At 46.0% G+C, this 17358-nt stretch carries 14 protein-coding genes; 5 read left to right on the forward strand and 9 right to left on the reverse strand.

The genetic code is table 11. The annotated features are described in order from the left end of the window. The first annotated feature begins 28 nt into the window (after positions 1–28). The 4 genes from HNP76_RS09235 (at position 29) to HNP76_RS09250 (ending at position 5809) form a co-directional block, all read left to right on the forward strand. A complete protein-coding gene (locus HNP76_RS09235; protein WP_184659753.1) occupies positions 29–1759 on the forward strand; it encodes a bifunctional metallophosphatase/5'-nucleotidase in 1731 nt (576 codons plus the stop codon). Positions 1760–2016: 257 nt separating this feature from the next. Further along, on the forward strand, positions 2017–3186 hold the full coding sequence (locus HNP76_RS09240; RefSeq protein ID WP_184659755.1) for a MalY/PatB family protein: 1170 nt from the start codon (positions 2017–2019) through the stop codon (positions 3184–3186). A 170-nt stretch (positions 3187–3356) separates the two neighbouring features. Then, positions 3357–4787, forward strand: coding sequence for a lanthionine synthetase LanC family protein (locus HNP76_RS09245; protein ID WP_184659757.1), 1431 nt, complete (start codon positions 3357–3359; stop codon positions 4785–4787). A 41-nt stretch (positions 4788–4828) separates the two neighbouring features. After that, positions 4829–5809 (forward strand): PLP-dependent cysteine synthase family protein, encoded by a 981-nt coding sequence (locus HNP76_RS09250; protein WP_184659759.1) that lies wholly within the window; start codon positions 4829–4831, stop codon positions 5807–5809. Between the two features lie 35 nt (positions 5810–5844). On the opposite strand, the gene argB is transcribed toward HNP76_RS09250, so the two are convergent. The 4 genes from argB to HNP76_RS09270 all read right to left on the reverse strand — a co-directional run bounded on the left by argB (position 5845) and on the right by HNP76_RS09270 (position 9423). Beyond that, positions 5845–6747, reverse strand: coding sequence for an acetylglutamate kinase (gene argB / locus HNP76_RS09255; protein WP_184659761.1), 903 nt, complete (start codon positions 6745–6747; stop codon positions 5845–5847). A gap of 19 nt (positions 6748–6766) precedes the next feature. Beyond that, positions 6767–8044: a bifunctional glutamate N-acetyltransferase/amino-acid acetyltransferase ArgJ gene (gene argJ, locus HNP76_RS09260; RefSeq protein WP_184659763.1), complete on the reverse strand. Its 1278-nt coding sequence runs from the start codon at positions 8042–8044 to the stop codon at positions 6767–6769. Between the two features lie 123 nt (positions 8045–8167). Continuing rightward, positions 8168–9103 carry a tRNA glutamyl-Q(34) synthetase GluQRS gene (gluQRS, locus tag HNP76_RS09265; protein ID WP_184659765.1) on the reverse strand — a complete coding sequence of 312 codons (936 nt, stop codon included), beginning with the start codon at positions 9101–9103 and terminating at the stop codon, positions 8168–8170. A gap of 11 nt (positions 9104–9114) precedes the next feature. Beyond that, the gene (locus tag HNP76_RS09270; RefSeq protein WP_184659766.1) at positions 9115–9423 is read right to left on the reverse strand and encodes a hypothetical protein; all 309 of its coding nucleotides are present in this window, start codon (positions 9421–9423) and stop codon (positions 9115–9117) included. 123 nt (positions 9424–9546) lie between these two features. Between HNP76_RS09270 and HNP76_RS09275 the strand changes: the two genes are divergently transcribed. After that, on the forward strand, positions 9547–11061 hold the full coding sequence (locus tag HNP76_RS09275) for an RluA family pseudouridine synthase (protein ID WP_184659768.1): 1515 nt from the start codon (positions 9547–9549) through the stop codon (positions 11059–11061). Here HNP76_RS09275 and HNP76_RS09280 read toward each other — a convergent pair. The 5 genes from HNP76_RS09280 to aroA form a co-directional block, all read right to left on the reverse strand. Further along, positions 11058–12014 carry a DMT family transporter gene (locus tag HNP76_RS09280; protein WP_184659770.1) on the reverse strand — a complete coding sequence of 319 codons (957 nt, stop codon included), beginning with the start codon at positions 12012–12014 and terminating at the stop codon, positions 11058–11060. The genes HNP76_RS09275 and HNP76_RS09280 overlap by 4 nt on opposite strands. A gap of 97 nt (positions 12015–12111) precedes the next feature. After that, the gene (locus HNP76_RS09285) at positions 12112–13056 is read right to left on the reverse strand and encodes an ABC transporter substrate-binding protein (protein ID WP_184659772.1); all 945 of its coding nucleotides are present in this window, start codon (positions 13054–13056) and stop codon (positions 12112–12114) included. A gap of 162 nt (positions 13057–13218) precedes the next feature. Then, positions 13219–13956: a hypothetical protein gene (locus tag HNP76_RS09290; RefSeq protein ID WP_184659774.1), complete on the reverse strand. Its 738-nt coding sequence runs from the start codon at positions 13954–13956 to the stop codon at positions 13219–13221. Between the two features lie 175 nt (positions 13957–14131). Beyond that, positions 14132–15814, reverse strand: coding sequence for a formate--tetrahydrofolate ligase (locus HNP76_RS09295; RefSeq protein ID WP_184659776.1), 1683 nt, complete (start codon positions 15812–15814; stop codon positions 14132–14134). Between the two features lie 2 nt (positions 15815–15816). After that, positions 15817–17217 carry a 3-phosphoshikimate 1-carboxyvinyltransferase gene (aroA, locus tag HNP76_RS09300; RefSeq protein ID WP_184659778.1) on the reverse strand — a complete coding sequence of 467 codons (1401 nt, stop codon included), beginning with the start codon at positions 17215–17217 and terminating at the stop codon, positions 15817–15819. Positions 17218–17358 lie beyond the last annotated feature (141 nt).

Genomic DNA, 17358 nt, shown 5'->3' on the forward strand with positions numbered 1-17358 from the left:
GGCCTTTATAAAATTTGGAGGACTTCAAATGAAAAAATATTTTGGTCTAATTTTATCTTTGTTTTTCATTTCAGCTGTTTCTGCATGGGGCAAGCCTCGTGGAGAAGTAACAATTCTTTACACAAATGATGTTCACACTTACATCGCAAACACTGTAAAGGATAAAGAAGGCAAGAAAGTACCAGGTCTTTCTTACGGTTCAATCGTCGCACTCCGCGATGACCTCAAGGCTCAGGGAAAAGAGGTCGCTCTTGTTGATGCAGGTGACCACATTCAGGGAACTGCTTATGGCGCAATGGACAAGGGAGCAGGCATCGTCAAAATCATGAATGCCGCAAAATATGATGCCGCAACAATCGGTAACCATGAATTCGACTATGGTACAAAAAGACTTTTCGAAATCATCAAGGAAGCAAAATATCCTTATCTTTCATGCAACTTTCTTCTGGCAAAAAACAACAAGCCTGTAACAGATGCATACAAAATCCTCAAATTCGGAAAAACAAAAGTTGCTTTCATCGGAATCATGACTCCAGAGACTTACACAAAATCAACTCCTGTATATTTTATGGACGAAGCACGAACAAAATTCATCTATAAAATTGGTGCTGGCGATGACGGAAAAGAACTTTACAGCATGGTTCAGAAAGCAATCGATGCAGTTTCTAAAAAAGCTGATTATATCGTCGCTCTCGGCCATCTTGGTGACGATCCTGCTTCATCTCCATGGACAAGCGTTGATGTAATCGAAAACACTCACGGTCTCGATGCCTTTATCGACGCTCACTCACACTCAACAGTTCCAGAAAAATTCGTAAAGGACTCAAGCGGAAAAGATGTTCTTCTCTCACAGACAGGATATTATTTCGCAGCAATCGGTAAACTTACACTTTCTGACAAGGGCGCTTCTTCCGAGCTTATCAAAAGCTATGACAGAAGTGACGAGAAAATTTCAGCCATCGTAAAAGACCTGGTATCAACAGTTGACGGTAAATTGAACGAAGAAATCGCGCTTTCTGATGTCCCTCTTTACATCAACGAGCCGGAAAATCCAAAATCCCGCCTTATCCGAAAGCAGGAAACAAACCTGGGCGACCTCGTTGCAGACGCCGCTTACTACTATTTCAACGAAGTCGAGCAGCTTAAATGCGACATGTCAATCGCAAACGGCGGTGGAATCCGGGCAGATTTGCCGGCCGGTTCATACTCTTACAATTCCGCAAAAAAAGTTCAGCCATTCGGAAACGTAATGTGTCTCGTTGAGCTTACAGGTCAGGAAATTCTTGATGCACTCGAATTCGGAGCAAGAAATGTCGGAACAGGCGAAAACGGAGGCTTCCTGCATGTAGCTGGAATCAAATTCACAATCGACACTTCAATTCCAAACACAATCAAAACTTCAGCTGAAGGACTTTGGACTAGCGCACCAACAGAATATCGCGTAAGAGACATCCAGGTTTACAACAAAGAGACTGCTTCTTACGAGCCAATCGACCTCGCCAAAACTTACACATTAGGCGGCATGAACTACACACTGCGTAACATGGGTGACGGATTTGCAATGCTCGCAAACACAAAACTCGTAAAGGACTATGTCAGTGAAGATTATCTGATGACTTCTGCCTATGTAAAATCATTTGCAAAAGGTGAAGACGGAATAACACACATCTCAACAGCAAACAGTCCTCTCTCTTCTTACAAAAATTACCTTCTTGATTACGAAAATCCGAACGGTTCAGGCCGAATCACTATCAAATAAAATCCCTTAAAATATGGAGGCTCCCTGCTCACCTAATGGTGAGCAGGTCGGGCTTTTTTCGAGCACTTTAGTTATCGTGCTCGTTTCACTTACGCGCTAACCGCGCTCCATTCCTACGCTCCCAAAGGTCGCTCCGGAACACACTTCGTGTGGTGCTCCAATCCCTAGCCCTTGTATAATTTTTTGGGATATATTAGAATATTATTACCTACTATTTTAATAGGTTTATTAAATCAAAAAAAACAGGAGAGCAAAAAATGTCTTACGATTTCAACAAAATTACTGACCGAAAAAATACTAACGCCATCAAATACGACCTTGCCGTAGCCCGAGGAAAGCCAGCCGATGTACTTTCGCTTTGGGTGGCCGACATGGATTTTCCTACTTCGCCGGCAATTCTTGAAGCCCTGCAGGCAAGGGTTCAGCACGGAATTTTCGGTTATTCCGTTCCAGGCGAAGATTTTTACGAGTCTGTCAAAAAATGGCAGAAGGAAGAGCATGATTTTGAGATTACCCGCCACTGGGTCGTAACGACTCCGGGCGTTGTTTTTGCCATTGCCTGTGCAATCAAGGCTTTTACCCTTGAGGGCGAGGCGGTCATAATTCAGACTCCGGTTTACTACCCTTTTAAGAACATGATTCTTGCCAACAAGCGCAAGCTAGTAACTTCCTCACTTTTTGAAAAAGACGGAAAATGGCAGATTGATTTTGAGGATTTTGAAAGGAAAATCGTAGAAAATGATGTCAAACTTTTTATTCTTTGCAGCCCCCACAATCCTGTGGGAAGGGTCTGGACACGCGAAGAACTGACCCGGCTTTCAGAAATCTGTCTCAGGCACAATGTTCTTGTTTTTGCGGACGAGATTCACAATGATTTCGTATTTGAAGGACACAAGCATACGGTCTTTTCAACGATTTCAAAGGAAGCCGCATGGAATTCAGTAATTTCGACTTCTGCCAGCAAGACTTTTAACCTGGCAGGACTTCAGTTCTCCGTCAATTTCATCCAGAATCCTGCCCTCAAAAAGAAATTCCACGACGAACGCGATAAAACGGGCTACGACGAGCCAAGCCTCATGGGCTTCACGGCGACTCAGGCCGCTTATGAAAAGGGAAAAGAATGGCTTTTAGAGCTGAAAAAACATCTGGCATCGAATCTTGATTTTGTCCGAACTTTTGTAAAGGAAAAACTGCCAAAGGCAAGGCTGATTGAGCCGGAAGGAACTTATCTTTTGTGGCTGGACTTTTCTGGATACGGCTACTCAGACTCCGAGCTTGACGACATCATCGTAAACAAGGCAAAGGTCTGGCTGGACCGCGGAACGATGTTTGGTCTTGAAGGCGAAGGCTATCAGCGAATCAACATCGCAACTCCGCGGGCCCTTCTTCAGGAAGCGTTGGAAAGAATATCAAAAGCACTTCAATAAAAAACCAAATGCCGAGTTTTACACTTGCCGGACAGTGCAAAACTCGGCATTTTTTCTTTAAATTTTTCTTTTAGCTATTGACTTAGTAGGCTAATAACGATATATTCTAAGTATTCCTAGTAACCTACTAGGTAATTATGAAAATAAAAATTGCTAAAAAGGAGAATTTGATGGCAGAAAACGTACTTTTTAAGGAATATAACACGGACGATTATGTGACATTCGCGGAGCAGACTGCTTCCTGGATTAAAACGACAAAAAAATTCGGCACGTTCGGCTCACGCTGGAATCAAAGCCCGGATTCAAAAGAAGATTTTACGGACTATCCGATGCTTACACCAAAATCCCTTTACGGCGGTTCAGCTGGTGTCGGTCTTTTCTACCTTCGCTTGTACCAGGCTACAAAAAAAGAAGAATATCTTGAAGAAGCAAAATCAGCTGCAAAAGAAATCATCGAAACTGATGAAGGAGCTGCTTTTTATGAGCGCACATTGAATGCAAAGGCAAGCGGCGCTTCAAAACTCGTTCATGTAAAAAACATGCCGGGCTGGGCAGCAGGCTACTACAACGGCCCGACAGGAAGCGCTTACCTCGTCCTCAAGCTTTTTGAGCTTACAGGCGATGAATCTTACAAAAATTATGTGATTAAAGTTGCCGACGACCTTCTTGCGGCGGCAAAAAAATCTGATTCAGGAATTTACTGGAGCGAGCAGAATGATTTGTGCGGAGACGCAGGATTTGTCACATATCTTTCAGCGATTTACAAAATTACCGGCGACAAAAAATATCTTGATTCAGCTGTAAGTTTCGGCGATTTCCTTTTGAGCAAGGGAAAGCCTGCCCCACGCGGCGGAACTTACTGGAATGTCGTTGATTTGACAATCATCGATTTCCCGAAAGATGTTTTCTGGGTAAACAGCGCGCACGGAACAAGCGGAGTCGGCTGGATTTTTGCAATTCTTTACAATCTTTCAAAAGAAGAAAGATTCTTGAACGCGGCAAAAGAAGCTGCCAAATATATAGAAGGAATTGCAGTTGGTGACGAAAATGCAGTCCTCGTGCCTTACCTCGACAGCCTTGAGCGCGGCCCTTCAACTGAGTTCTACTATCTGAGCACATGTCACGGTCCAGCAGGAACTTCACTTCTGTTCCATCTGCTCTATAAAATCACAAGCGACAAGCACTATCTGGACTGGGTTTTGCGCCTAAGCCGGGGAATCATCAAGGCTGGTGCACCGGAAATTTTCAGCCGCGGTTACTGGCAGAGTCAGGCATTGTGCTGCGGAACTCCGGGCTTACTTGAGCACTTTGTTTCAGTCTACAAGCTCACGAAAAATCCGGAATTCCTGGAATATGCAAAGAGAGCGGCAAAAACCGTGGTCGGACAGTCATTCGTTGCGGATGCAGACGGCGACATCTATCACCAGAAATCGGTACGAAGATGGAGCGGAGCATGGTGGCGCACAATTCCAACCGACGTCCACTCTTACACCGGCCTTTACATCGGAAGCGCAGGAAACGCATGGTCGCTTCTTTCACTTGCCGCAGCAGAAAAAAATGAAAGCCTGATCGAGCTTATCGAATATAACAATTTTAACTAAAAAACACCGCTAACACGGAATTTTATAAGGAGAATAGAACTATGGCAAAAATTTATGATTCAATCACAGAACTCGTCGGAGACACACCTCTTGTCCATCTTCACCGCTACGAAAAATCCGAAAACCTTGAGGCAAACATCCTCGGCAAATTCGAATATTTCAATCCATCTGGAAGCGTAAAAGACCGAGCAGCCCTCAACATCATCGAGGAAGCAGAAAAACGCGGCGACATCAAGCCGGGAATGACATTGATTGACTACACGAGCGGCAACACGGGAATTGGTGAGGCAACTTTCGCAAACGCCAAGGGCTACAAATTCGTTGCAGTCATTCAGCCTCAGGTTTCAGTTGAGCGCTCACAGATTTTAAAGGCTTTGGGAGCAGAACTTTTGCAGGTAACAGATGTTCCGGGCTTTGCTGAAATGCTCAAGACAGGACTTTCGCTTGCAGGTCTTTACAAAGTTATGAACGATTTTGCAAAGGCAAACGGCTGGTATTACTTGAATCAGTGCGGCGACCGTGCCAATTCCGAAGCTCACATCAAAGGAACAGGCCCGGAAATCTGGGAAGCAACAGGCGGCAAGGTTGATTATGTCGTTCAGCTCGTCGGAACAGGCGGAACACTTTCAGGACTCACGGAATTTTTCCGCAAAAAGAACCCGAATGTAAAGATTATCGGTGCTCAGCCGGCTCCACAGTCGCTCAAAAACCCGGAATTCCCGGAGCGCAACACAATCGACGGCGTTCTGAAGTTCAACGGAGTGCCGGACGACAAAGTGCCTGAGCTTTTCAAGATTTTCGATACAAAATATGACGAATGTTTTGATGTAGTGGCAGAAGACGCTTACGAAACAGGCCGGAAACTTGTAAAAAACGAGGGATTCTTTGTAGGTCAGTCAGCAGGAGCAGCCTTGTGGACGGCAACGCAGATTGCAAAACGCCCCGAAGCAAAAGGCAAGAACATAGTAGTGATTCTAGCCGACAACGCCTTCAAATATCTTTCAACAAATATGTATAAATAAGAAAAAAGGCTGTCCGTTTGGGCAGCCTTTTCATTTTAGTAAATCATGGTTCCGATACCGCGGTCTGAGAACATCTCAATCAAAAGCGAGTGCGGTACGCGGCCGTCGATGATGTGGGTACGAGGAACGCCGCCCTTTCTTGCCATTACGCAGCACTCGATTTTTGGAATCATGCCGCCTGAGATTGTGCCGTCGTCGTAAAACTTCTGCACATCCTCAAGGTGAATGCGCTGAATCAAAGACTTCGGATCGTTTACATCGCGGAGAACGCCAGCAACGTTTGTGAGCTGAACGAATTTTTCGGCTCCAAGCGCGATTGCAATTTTTGCGGCAGCAGTGTCTGCATTGATGTTGTAGCGGCTCATGTCGCCCTGCTCGCCCAAAGCAACTGTTGAAACGACAGGAATAAAGCCCTTGTCCAAAAGTGATTGAACGATTTCCGGGTGAACTTCGGTTACTTCACCTACAAAGCCCAGGTCAGCTCCGTCCTTGTCGATTTTTTTTGCACGGAGCAAGCCTGAATCAACGCCTGAAAGACCGACAGCCTTGCCACCCTCCTGCAAAAGAATGCCGACGATGTCCTTGTTCAGCTTTCCGGTAAGAACCATCTGAACGATTTCCATTGTCTCGGCATCAGTGTAGCGCAGGCCGTTGATGAATTTTGATTCCTTGCCGACACGCTCAAGCATGTGGTTGATTTCAGGACCGCCGCCGTGAACGAGCACGACTTTGATTCCGATTGTATTCAAAAGAACGATGTCCTTCATTACGGCAGCCTTAAGCTCTTCGTTGAGCATGGCATTTCCACCGTATTTTACAACGACAGTTTTTCCAACCCAGTGGCGGAAATAAGGCAAAGCCTGAACCAAAACGTTAGACCAGTGCTCATTATCCAGGCGCGGGTCGATTTTTCCTTTAATTTCTGTATTCTCTGACATAATTTTCTCCTGATTCCTACTAAGTTCGGTAGTCTCCGTTGATTTTAACGTAGTCGTATGTGAGGTCGCAGCCCCATGCGGTGCCTTTAGCCGAACCGTCTTCAAGCTCTACGAGAATGTCAACAGCTTCTTCGGTGAGGATTTTCTTTGCCAGGTCTTCGTCGAAATTGAGCGGAACTCCGTGGTCAAAGACTTTGATTGAATTTTCCTTGCCGCCGTTCTGACTTCCGTCCTCAAAGTAGCGTTTTGCACCCTCACGGCTGAGGAATGAAACAGAAGTTTTTTCCGGTGTGAAGAAGAAGCCTGAATAGCCCATTGCATCAAGGATTCGGCCCCAGTTGGCGTCTGCTCCGAAGAAAGCAGCCTTTACGAGATTTGAGCAGATTACAGCCTTTGCAAGACCGCGCGCATTTTCTACAGTGTCAGCTCCGACTACATTACAGGTAACGAGGCGGCTTGCTCCCTCACCGTCAGCAGCGATTTTCTTTGCCATCTGAGTGTTGAGGGCGTTCAAAGCCTCGACGAAAGCGTCGAAGTCAGCTCCCTCAGAAGTGATTTCAGCGTTGCCAGCCATTCCGTTTGCGAGAATGAGAAGGGAATCGTTTGTAGAAGTGTCGCCGTCGATTGAAACGCAGTTATATGTTCCGGCTGCAGAAATTCTCAAGGCCTTTTCGAGCATTTGTGAAGAAATTGCACAGTCAGTCGTGATAAAGCCCAGCATTGTTCCCAAATTGATATGGATCATGCCGCTTCCCTTTGCCATTGTTCCCATGCGGACACTTTTTCCGCCAATCACAGTTTCAAGGGCAACTTCCTTGTACTGGGTGTCAGTCGTCATGATAGCGATTCGGGCTTCCTTGTGGCCTTCTTTTGAAAGACCGTCTGCCAGCTTGTCCAAGCCATTAAGGATTTTATCAACCGGAAGCTGCTGACCGATTACACCAGTTGAAAGAACGAGAACGTCGTCGGAATTGATGTTCATTTTTGCAGCGACTGCGACAGCTTCCTTGTTTGCGTTGTCATAGCCTTCTTTGCCTGTGCAGGCATTTGCGTTTCCTGAGTTGGCGATTACAGCCTGAGCCTTGCCGTTTGCGATATGGTCACGGGTAAGTTTAACGCATTCTGCCTTTACCCGGTTCTGTGTGAATACGCCTGCTGCATTGCAGACCTTTTCGCTGAAAATAAGAGCCGTGTCGTTAGTCGTTCGGCTTGATTTGATTTTGTTCAAAACACCGTTTGCAGTGAATCCCTGGGCTGCAGTAACGCCGCCGTCAATGAAATTACAAGAAAATGCCATAATTTTCTCCTGTATGCAAAGAAAATGAATATTTATGCAAATTTATTACATAAATATTCAATAATTATATGAAAATACGAAAGAATATGCAATCTTTTTTCTTGTTAATTTTTCAATGGACTTCTATAAAGTGGAACAAAAAACATCATCTTTTTTGATTTTTTCCCAATCGAAGACGCTCAAAGCCTCTTCAAGCGATAAACTTTCTTCTTTTTCGATACAGCCACACAAAAAAAGGATTTTTCCAATCAATTGTTCACCGGAAAAGTTCTCGCGAAGGAAGCCCATGTCCGTGTCCTTGTCACGCTTGGAAAGACGGCGGCCGTCAGCACTCAGCAAAAGAGGAAGATGAAAAAATTGCGGAAGCTGATGAAAATCAAGTTTTTCATAAAGATAAAGCTGATTGAAGGTCGAAGAAATCAAATCACGCCCGCGTACAACCTGATCAACGCCCATGAGAGCATCATCCACGACGACGGCAAGCTGATATGAAAAGTTTCCGTCAGAACGGCGGATTACAAAGTCGCCAAGGTCGCGGGAAAGCTGGCAGACCTGATTGCCGTAATGTCCGTCAGAAAATGAGCAGGATTTTTCCTCAACTATGATTCTTTTTGCAGGAAGCCGCTTATTATATAGAAGAGATTTTTCTGATTCTGAAAGATTGCGGCATTTTCCTGAATATACAGGGCTTCCGTCGCTTGCATGAGGAGCGGAAGCTGAAAACAAATCGGCACGACTGCAGAAACAGTCATAGACAAGCCCCTTTTCGCAAAGCAAGTCAAAGGCATTTATATAGAAGGAATCGCGGTTGGACTGATAAAACTCGCCGGAAAGTCCGCCTGAGGCTTCTGAAAAATTGTCCCATTTAAGGCCGAGCCAAAGCAAGTCCTCAAGGAGCTGGGCGGAATATTCTTTTTTGCAGCGCTGGCGGTCAAGGTCTTCGATGCGTAAAATCCACTCACCGCCACCCTTTTTTGCAGAAAGATAGGAAAGCAGGGCTGAATACACGTTTCCCAGGTGCATCCGCCCGCTTGGAGAAGGAGCAAAACGTCCGCGCATTATTGATTCTCTTATTTGCTGGAAGAACCGTGGACTTTCTCAACTTCGTCAAAGAATTTCGAGCCACCCTTTCCGTTTCCACGCCTTGGTCCCAGGACTTTTGACTGAACTTCGCCGGTTTTCTTCATTGAAGTTGCAACGCCCTTGCCCGGTGTTGAAAGACGGTTGTAGTTTATCTCATACATGACAGGATTTGATTCGCTGAAGTGGAAAATTTTGCTTGAAAGTCCCAAAAAAGTGAAGATTGCCGCAATCACGAGCAAAATGGAAATGTTCTTGACGGTCTGAACGATTTTTGTTTCATCGATAGTAATGGTCATTTTATCCCCCTAAAACCAAACACCAAAACATCATTGCCTAAACGCAACGAAACCTTATTATTTATTTTCGGAAGGTTTTCAGTACTTCTTTATTTTTCGTTTCCATTATAGAATATTCCCACAATGTTTCCACCACTTCCACAAGAAAAAGCCGCAAAGATTCTCGAAAAATTGATTCAATCGCTGGAAAAAGGCGAGCTAGTTCTGGCACAAGTTGCCCGCGTAAGCGAGGAACGCAAAAATCAGGGCGTGATGCTGGGAGCCCTTGTCTGCAAGGACAAAAATGGTGACGAAATAAACCTTGTGACCAACTCAGGGAACGCGAAAGAAATTAGAAATGTGCAATCAGCAACCAACAATGAAAAGGACGGAAATCCTAACGCTGACACCAAGTTTTTTCAACTTTCAAATTTCAACTTTCAATTCGTAAGCCCGATTGTTTCCAGTGAAGAGATTGAAGAAGCGCTTTCTGAAAATGATGCGGAGATTCATGAAATCACGAAGAGACTGAAAAGTGGAAGCGAGTTGATTCGTGGGGGCAGCAAAAATGCTGAGAAGTCCTATGAAGATTTACGGAAGCTGCGCGAAAAACTTTGTGCCCAATCGCTTGAAAAAGTCCACGCGCTTTACAAATTTCACTGCATTGATGGGAAGGTTCGTACACTCAAAGAGATTTGTGCCAACTACAACGGTGGAAAACTGCCCCCAACCGGAACCGGCGACTGCTGCGCACCAAAATTATTTGATTATGCCTTTGCGCATGAATTGATGCCGATTTCACTTGCAGAAACGACTTATACTGCTCCAAGCGGGAGGGATTGTAGCACCGCCGAAGGCGTACCGCGTGCGGTATGGAGCGAAAGCGGAAGTGCGGAAAGCCCGACGGCGAAGCCGGACCGCCCAGATTTTCAACTTACTCCCCCTTGTGACGAGCGCTGCGGGATTCTCCTTCCTGCAATACTGGGACTCCGGATTTTGTACCGGGACGACTCAATCTGCGTGGTGAACAAACAGTCCGGGCTTTTGAGCGTTCCCGGCCGCGGAGAGGACAAACAGGACTGCATCGAATCGCGGTTCAAACGGCTTTTCGGCGACAAGGTTGAAATCGTTCAGACTGCCGTCCACCGGCTCGACATGGAAACCAGCGGCGTGATGATTCTTGCCTTTACGAAGGAAGCCCACCGCACCATGATGCGTCAGTTTGAGGCAAAGGAAGTCCAAAAAGAATACGTCGCCCTGCTTGACGACATTCTCCCCAAAATGGGAATCGCCCCCCACGGCAAGATGGAGCTTTTTTTCCGTCTCGACGTAGACAACCGCCCCCACCAGATTTGGGATGCAGAAAATGGCAAAAGCGCGGTCACGGAATGGCAGATTTTGGGAGTGGAACGCTACCACGCCCCTGACGGATTCCCGCGAAACGCAACCAGGGTACTTTTCATGCCTCACACGGGACGAACCCACCAGCTGCGTCTTGCAAGCGCGGACTCTCACGGTTTTGGATGCCCGATTATCGGCGACACTCTCTACGGTCACTGTGACGAGGGCGAGCGGCTCATGCTCCACGCAAGAAAAATCACCTTCACTCACCCGGTCACAGGCGAGCGCATGACGATTGAATGTCAGCCCGAATTTTAGTTTTTCTTGATTTCACTCACGAAGAGGCCGGAAATCGTCAGCAGGGCACCAATGGCTCCCATTAAAGAGATTTTTTCTCCCAGCGCGAAGAAGGCAAAAACAATCGTTACGACAGGAATCAGGTAAATGCCGACTGTTGCACGAACGGTTCCCAGCTTTTCGCAGGCGATGTTCCATGCTGCAAAACAGAATGCGCTTGCACCCAGGCCCAAAAAGCAGAGGTTAAGCCAGTTGAGCGGGTTTGAAAATCGCTTGAGGTTAAAGGCGGAGTCAAAAAACACTGAAATATTGTTCTGAATCTGTAAGCCTTCTCCTGCCGGAAGTGCGGCGCCAAAGCGAAGGAGGGAGAAAATTCCAATAGGCAGCATGAAGACCACCGCCCAGAAGAAAATACGACGGGTTACCTGAATAGAATCGAGGCGCAGGGAATTGATTTTTGACACACAGATTGAATAAAGGCCCCAGCACAGAGCTGAACAGAGGGCAAGAACGTCGCCTTTTGGATTGAGGTGGAATTCAACAACGCCGTTAAAGCTTACGAGTGCAATTCCGAATATGGCAAGAAGGAAGCCGATGTTGAAATACATTGTGAGGTGGCGTTCCTTCAAAAAAATCTGGGCGAAAATCGCCGTAAAAATCGGGCAGATTGAAACGATGATGCTTACGTTTGAAGCGGAAGTATAGGAAATTGCCATGTTCTCCATGAACTGGTAAGCGGTAACGCCAGAAAATCCCGCCAGCATGAAATAAAGTTCCTGCTTGCGTTCAGAAAGATGGAGCCTGCGTGGCCGTAAAATCCACAAGCCTGCATAGGCAAGCAAAAAACGGAGCACAAGGATTTCATAAGATGAAAAGGAGCGTAGAAGATATTTTGTAGAAACAAAAGTGATTCCCCAGATAAAGATAGAAACAGTAGCGAAGAAAAGTCCAGAAAGTGGAAAATTATTTTTCATGGGAAAGATTGTAGCAGAAAGGAAAACAAGTTAAAAGCGAAAAAAAACTCCCGGTCACTTCTCAGCACCGGGAGCCTTCAGATTTTTAAATCACTGATTACAGATTGTCTGAAATTGTAACGCCAATTGCAGCAGCTGTTTCTTTGTTGTATGTGAAATCGAATTTTTCGAGGTATTCGATTGGCATGTCAGCCGGGTTAGCTCCGTCCTTGAGGACTTTAACAGCCTGTTTTGCTGTGAGTTTTCCAAGCTCGTAGTAGTTGATTCCGTATGTTGCCAATGCACCTGAAACAACCATTCCCTCTTCGCCACCGATTACAGGAAGTTTTGCGTTGTTTGCAACCATTGCTACGTTTGCGATACCAGCTGCAAGCATGTTATCTGTCGGAACATAGAATGCATCAACTTTGCCAACAAGGCTCTGTGTTACCTGCTGGATTTCGTTTGAGTTTGAAACTGAACCTTCGATATATTCAAGGCCGTTTGCAGCACAAGCTTCCTTTGCGATGTTAATCTGGAAGATTGAGTTTGCTTCGCTTGAGCAGTAAAGAAGACCGACTTTTTTTGCCTCTGGAACAATCTTTTTGAGAAGAGCAATCTGAGCGGCAACAGGAGTGAGGTCAGATGTACCAGAAACGTTTGTCTCCGGCTTTTTGTTTGATTTTACGAGTTTTGCAGTTTCCGGGTCTGTAACGGCTGTTACAAGAATAGGGATTTTTTTTGTGAGGTTTGCGACAGCCTGTGCAGCCGGTGTTGCGATTGCGAAAATCAAGTTGTCTTTGTCGTTTACGAATTTGTTTGCGATTGTGACGCAGTTTGCCTGCTCGCCCTGAGCGTTCTGATAATCAATAGTGATGTTCTCACCATTTACATAGCCAGCCTCAGCCAAGCCGTCAACGAAGCCCTGATAGCTTTTGTCGAGAGCCGGATGCTCAACAAGCTGGATTACACCGATTTTAATTTTGCTGTCTTTTTCGTTGCAGCCAGTCAAAAGGCAAGCAACAGCAAGAATTGTAGCAGCAGCAGAAAGAAGTTTTTTCATCATATTCTCCTTGTTTTAAATGAATAATTCAGTTTATACCTTTACAGAAATTCTATCAATAGAATCAGTTTCAGAATAAAAAAAATTGCCACAAGGATGTGGCAGAGAGCAGTTGACCGCGAGAATTTCCGTCAAGAAATTCTCGTCAGCACATGGATGCGGCTATTTCCAGGGGAACAAGAAACTTTTCCAGTTTCGAGGGCCCAGGCTTTCCTTGTCATCGGCAATCAATTCGTCCCAAGGCACTTCATTTCGGCGGTCACGGTCTTTTTCAAAATCAGGTTCCTGCTCGACCATTTTTTCAATCCAGTCATATTTATATAGACGGAGGCGGAGGGCATTTGTTGATGAAAGAAGAATTCCGTTCAGGCCCGGCATGAGCATGAAGAATATGCATGAAAAACCGAAAAGCACAATATTATAGATGAAAACTTCAACTGAAAATCCGACGTTATCATAGAAAATAATGAAGGATTTTTTGAGGCATTTTTTGAATCCGTTGTTGCCCTGCAAAAAATAAAGCGGAATGAACCACTGAAGGGCAATCAGGGAAATCAGGACAAACCAGCCCAAAAGAGCCGTGAGGACAAGCCCGACGTAGCTTCCAGAGCTGAGATAAAGTGAAACATAGTAAGAAATTGCGTAGCGCGCAATCAAAAGCCCTGCGGAAAGCATGACGCCAAAGGCAAATCCGATTTTCCAGACCGACTTAATTGCCGAGAAGAAAAGCCCGAATGAGCCTGAGCAAAAATCTGCCAGTTTCGCGGCATTTGCTCCCCATGCGAAAAGTGCGGTCATAACAATTCCCGAAACCAGCACAATCGCAAGATTTGGAAGATAAGGATTTATCTCAGCTGAATATCGGACCGCAAGGAACGAGCCAACAAGCAGAGCAATCATAATGATATTTGAGACGATAAGAAAGAAAAAATTATCCCAGCCGTCGCAAAAATTTTTTTTCAAAAAGAATTTGAACATATTTTCTCCAAGGTAAAATCATGCGGGGGAAGTCTCCCCCTACGGTCACACTTCGTTGTGCCCTACCCTCTCTGCGGGAGTACCCGCAACGCCCCTTTTAGAACAAACCGCTGATGTTGCCGTCGTCATCGATGTCAATGTTGAGGGCGGCAGGAAGCTTTGGAAGGCCTGGCATTGTCATGATTTCACCGGCAAGTGCTACGACGAAGCCTGCTCCTGAGTAAAGCTGAACGTCGCGTACCGGGAAGATGTAATCTTTTGGAGCGCCCATGAGTTTCGGGTCGTGGCTGATTGAGTTCTGAGTCTTTGCAACGCAGACAGGCAAATCCTTGTAGCCCTGTTCCTCAAAGTCACGGAGTTTTTTGAGGGCAGCCGGTGCGATGTCAACATCCTTTGCGCGGTAAATTTCTTTTGCGAGGATTTTGATTTTGTCAACGAAAGAAAGGTTTGCAGGATAAAGATAATTGAATTTTGCTTTTCCTGAATCAGCGACCTCGGCAACAACTTTTGCAAGCTCTGTGGCACCTTCGCCGCCTTTGCCCCAGCCTTCGCAGAGAACAGCCTTTGCACCTTTGGCCTCACAAAGTTTTTCGAGAAGTGCAATTTCTTCGTCTGTATCAGTGATGAATTTGTTTACTGCTACAACGGCCGGAACTCCGAATTTTGCGATATTTTCGATGTGAACAGCGAGGTTTTCAAATCCTGCCTGCAAGGCTCCTACGCTTGGAGTTGAAAGATCAGCCTTCGCCATGCCACCATGCATTTTAAGGGCGCGGACTGTGGCAACGATTACGACTACATCCGGGGAAATGCCTGCAGCCCGGCACTTGATATCCATGAATTTTTCTGCACCCAGGTCAGCCGCAAAGCCAGCTTCTGTTACGACATAATCGCCTGTTGCAAGGGCACAAATCGTTGCGTTTACGGAGTTTGTTCCCTGAGCGATGTTTGCGAAAGGTCCGCCGTGAACGAAAACAGGATTTTTTTCCAGAGTCTGAACGAGGTTTGGCTTGATTGCGTCCTTCAAAAGAACTGCGATTGAGCCTGTGCATTTGAGTTCGCCGAATTTTACAGGGCGCTTGTCAAAAGTCTTAGCGACCGTGATGTTGTCGATTCTGTTTTTGAGGTCAGAAATTGATGTTGAAAGACAGATGATTGCCATGAGCTCACTTGCAACGGTGATACAGAAGTGGTCTTCGCGCGGCATTCCGTCTGCGATTCCGCCCATTCCGACTACGATGTTGCGGAGTTCGCGGTCATTCAAGTCAACGCATCGTTTCCATGAAATTGTGCGCGGGTCGATTCCAAGCTGGTTGCCCTGCTTGATGTGGTTGTCGATGAGGGCTGCAATCAGGTTGTTTGCGATTGAGATTGCGTGAATGTCGCCAGTAAAGTGAAGGTTGATGTCTTCCATCGGGACAATCTGGGCATAGCCGCCGCCACAAGCACCGCCTTTTACGCCGAAGCAAGGGCCGAGTGAAGGTTCGCGGAGGGCGATAACGGCTTTTTTGCCGATTTTATTGAGTCCGTCGCCGAGTGCGATTGAGACAGTTGATTTTCCCTCACCGGCAGGAGTCGGTGTGAGTGCAGTAGTCAAAATCAATTTGCCGCGGTTTTTAGGCTCGCTTGCCTTTTTCTGCAGGGCACGAAGCTCTTCCATCGTGAGCTTTGCCTTGTATTTTCCGTACATTTCAAGATTTTCTTCGGTGATTCCGATTTTCTGTGCAACTTCCGTGATTGGAATCATCTTGTTTTTCTGTGCAATTTCAATATCTGTCATTTTTACACCTCTTCCTTGTAATTTGCTCCGATTTTATTCATCACATCATAAAAATGCGGGAAACTTACTGCACAGCATTCCGCATCGTTGACGATGATTTTTTCATCTTTTGATAGGCCAAGCCCCAGACAAGCCAGAGACATTGCCATGCGGTGGTCGTCGTAGCTTTCGCAGATTCCGCCGTGCATCTTGAAAGCCGGATTTGGAGAACCGTCCTTTAAGACTGGCGAATGGCCGTGAATTATCAAAGAATCTTCACGCTCTTCGATTTCCGCACCAAGTTTTGTAAGCTCAACATTAAGCACTTTGAGGCGGTCAGTTTCCTTGCGCCGGCAGACAGCGGCATCCTCAATAACCACAGTTCCTTCAGTAAAGCAGGCAATTGCAGAAAGGGCACAAACCGCATCCGGAAAACCAGAAATTTTGACATGAAGCTCGCCGTTTGGCAGATTCTCAGTTGAAAGGCGGCCGATTCCGTCTTTTGAGCATTTTCCGCCGCAAACAGTCAGAGTTTCTTCATCTTTCTTCCATATAATATCACCGCCGATTGACTGCAGAATCTCGACGATTGCATCATCACCCTGAGTTCCGCTCGAATCCACGTTTTCAATCGTGATTTTACTGTCCGTGATGAGGGCTGCAATCAGAGGGAAAGCAACTCCTTCCCAGTCACTTGGAATCGTAACGTCAAAGCCCTTGAAAGATTTGCATGGAGTGACTTCAATATTTTTAAAATCCTCGGAAACTGAACAGTCAACGCCCACTTTTTCAAGCCATTTCTGAGTCATTGTGAGGTATGGAGTTTCTTTTGGATTTGAAAGTTCGATTTTGATTGGATTTTCAGTGAGGATTCCAGCAAACATGAGGCCGGAAATATACTGACTTGAAATTTCGCCGGGAGTACGGACAGTGCCGCCTTTTTTGATGGAGCCAGTAATTACCAGAGGACAGCCGTTTGCTCCAGGTCGTGTTACAAAAGATTTTGCCCCAAGCTGATTGAGGACATCAACGACGTGAAGGACAGGCCGCTTTCGGATGCTGGCGTCACCTGTAAATACCGAAGTGCCCTCAAAACAGGCCGCAACCGGTGTCAAAAAATACAAAAGGGAGCCGGAATCACCGACATTTACTACATCGTCTGGAAGATGAAGATTTTTGCCAGCTCCATCAACAATCCATTCCGTGCCCGGCTCACCCTCAGTAGAAAGATTGAGGTCGATTTTTGAACCGATGAGGGGAACTGCCGCCGCAGTTGAAAGACAGTCTGCACTTGGCAGGGGATTTTTGATATGAGAAGTGCCTTCTGCAATTGTAGCCAGCAAAAGCGCACGGATTGTATGAGACTTTGAACCGGGAACAGTGATTGCGCCCGACAATCTGCTTTTTGAAACAATGATGTTCATGGATAGAATTATAACATATTTGTGAAGTAAAAAAAAGTCGTTGACAATTGTGTGAGTGATTGGAGTGGCTGCGAAGCAGTTCCGCAGCGAAGCGAAGGAATGGAGTGCGGTTAGCACGGAACCACGGAAAGCACGACCGCC

This window comes from Treponema ruminis, assembly GCF_014201975.1.
GTDB lineage: Bacteria > Spirochaetota > Spirochaetia > Treponematales > Treponemataceae > Treponema_D > Treponema_D ruminis.

Coding starts and splice junctions, on each gene's coding strand:
- HNP76_RS09235 (WP_184659753.1), top strand. CDS start 29: ATGAAAAAATATTTTGGTCTAATTTTATCTTTGTTTTTCATTTCAGCT.
- HNP76_RS09240 (WP_184659755.1), top strand. CDS start 2,017: ATGTCTTACGATTTCAACAAAATTACTGACCGAAAAAATACTAACGCC.
- HNP76_RS09245 (WP_184659757.1), top strand. CDS start 3,357: ATGGCAGAAAACGTACTTTTTAAGGAATATAACACGGACGATTATGTG.
- HNP76_RS09250 (WP_184659759.1), top strand. CDS start 4,829: ATGGCAAAAATTTATGATTCAATCACAGAACTCGTCGGAGACACACCT.
- argB (WP_184659761.1), bottom strand. CDS start 6,747: ATGTCAGAGAATACAGAAATTAAAGGAAAAATCGACCCGCGCCTGGAT.
- argJ (WP_184659763.1), bottom strand. CDS start 8,044: ATGGCATTTTCTTGTAATTTCATTGACGGCGGCGTTACTGCAGCCCAG.
- gluQRS (WP_184659765.1), bottom strand. CDS start 9,103: ATGCGCGGACGTTTTGCTCCTTCTCCAAGCGGGCGGATGCACCTGGGA.
- HNP76_RS09270 (WP_184659766.1), bottom strand. CDS start 9,423: ATGACCATTACTATCGATGAAACAAAAATCGTTCAGACCGTCAAGAAC.
- HNP76_RS09275 (WP_184659768.1), top strand. CDS start 9,547: ATGTTTCCACCACTTCCACAAGAAAAAGCCGCAAAGATTCTCGAAAAA.
- HNP76_RS09280 (WP_184659770.1), bottom strand. CDS start 12,014: ATGAAAAATAATTTTCCACTTTCTGGACTTTTCTTCGCTACTGTTTCT.
- HNP76_RS09285 (WP_184659772.1), bottom strand. CDS start 13,056: ATGAAAAAACTTCTTTCTGCTGCTGCTACAATTCTTGCTGTTGCTTGC.
- HNP76_RS09290 (WP_184659774.1), bottom strand. CDS start 13,956: ATGATTGCTCTGCTTGTTGGCTCGTTCCTTGCGGTCCGATATTCAGCT.
- HNP76_RS09295 (WP_184659776.1), bottom strand. CDS start 15,814: ATGACAGATATTGAAATTGCACAGAAAAACAAGATGATTCCAATCACG.
- aroA (WP_184659778.1), bottom strand. CDS start 17,217: ATGAACATCATTGTTTCAAAAAGCAGATTGTCGGGCGCAATCACTGTT.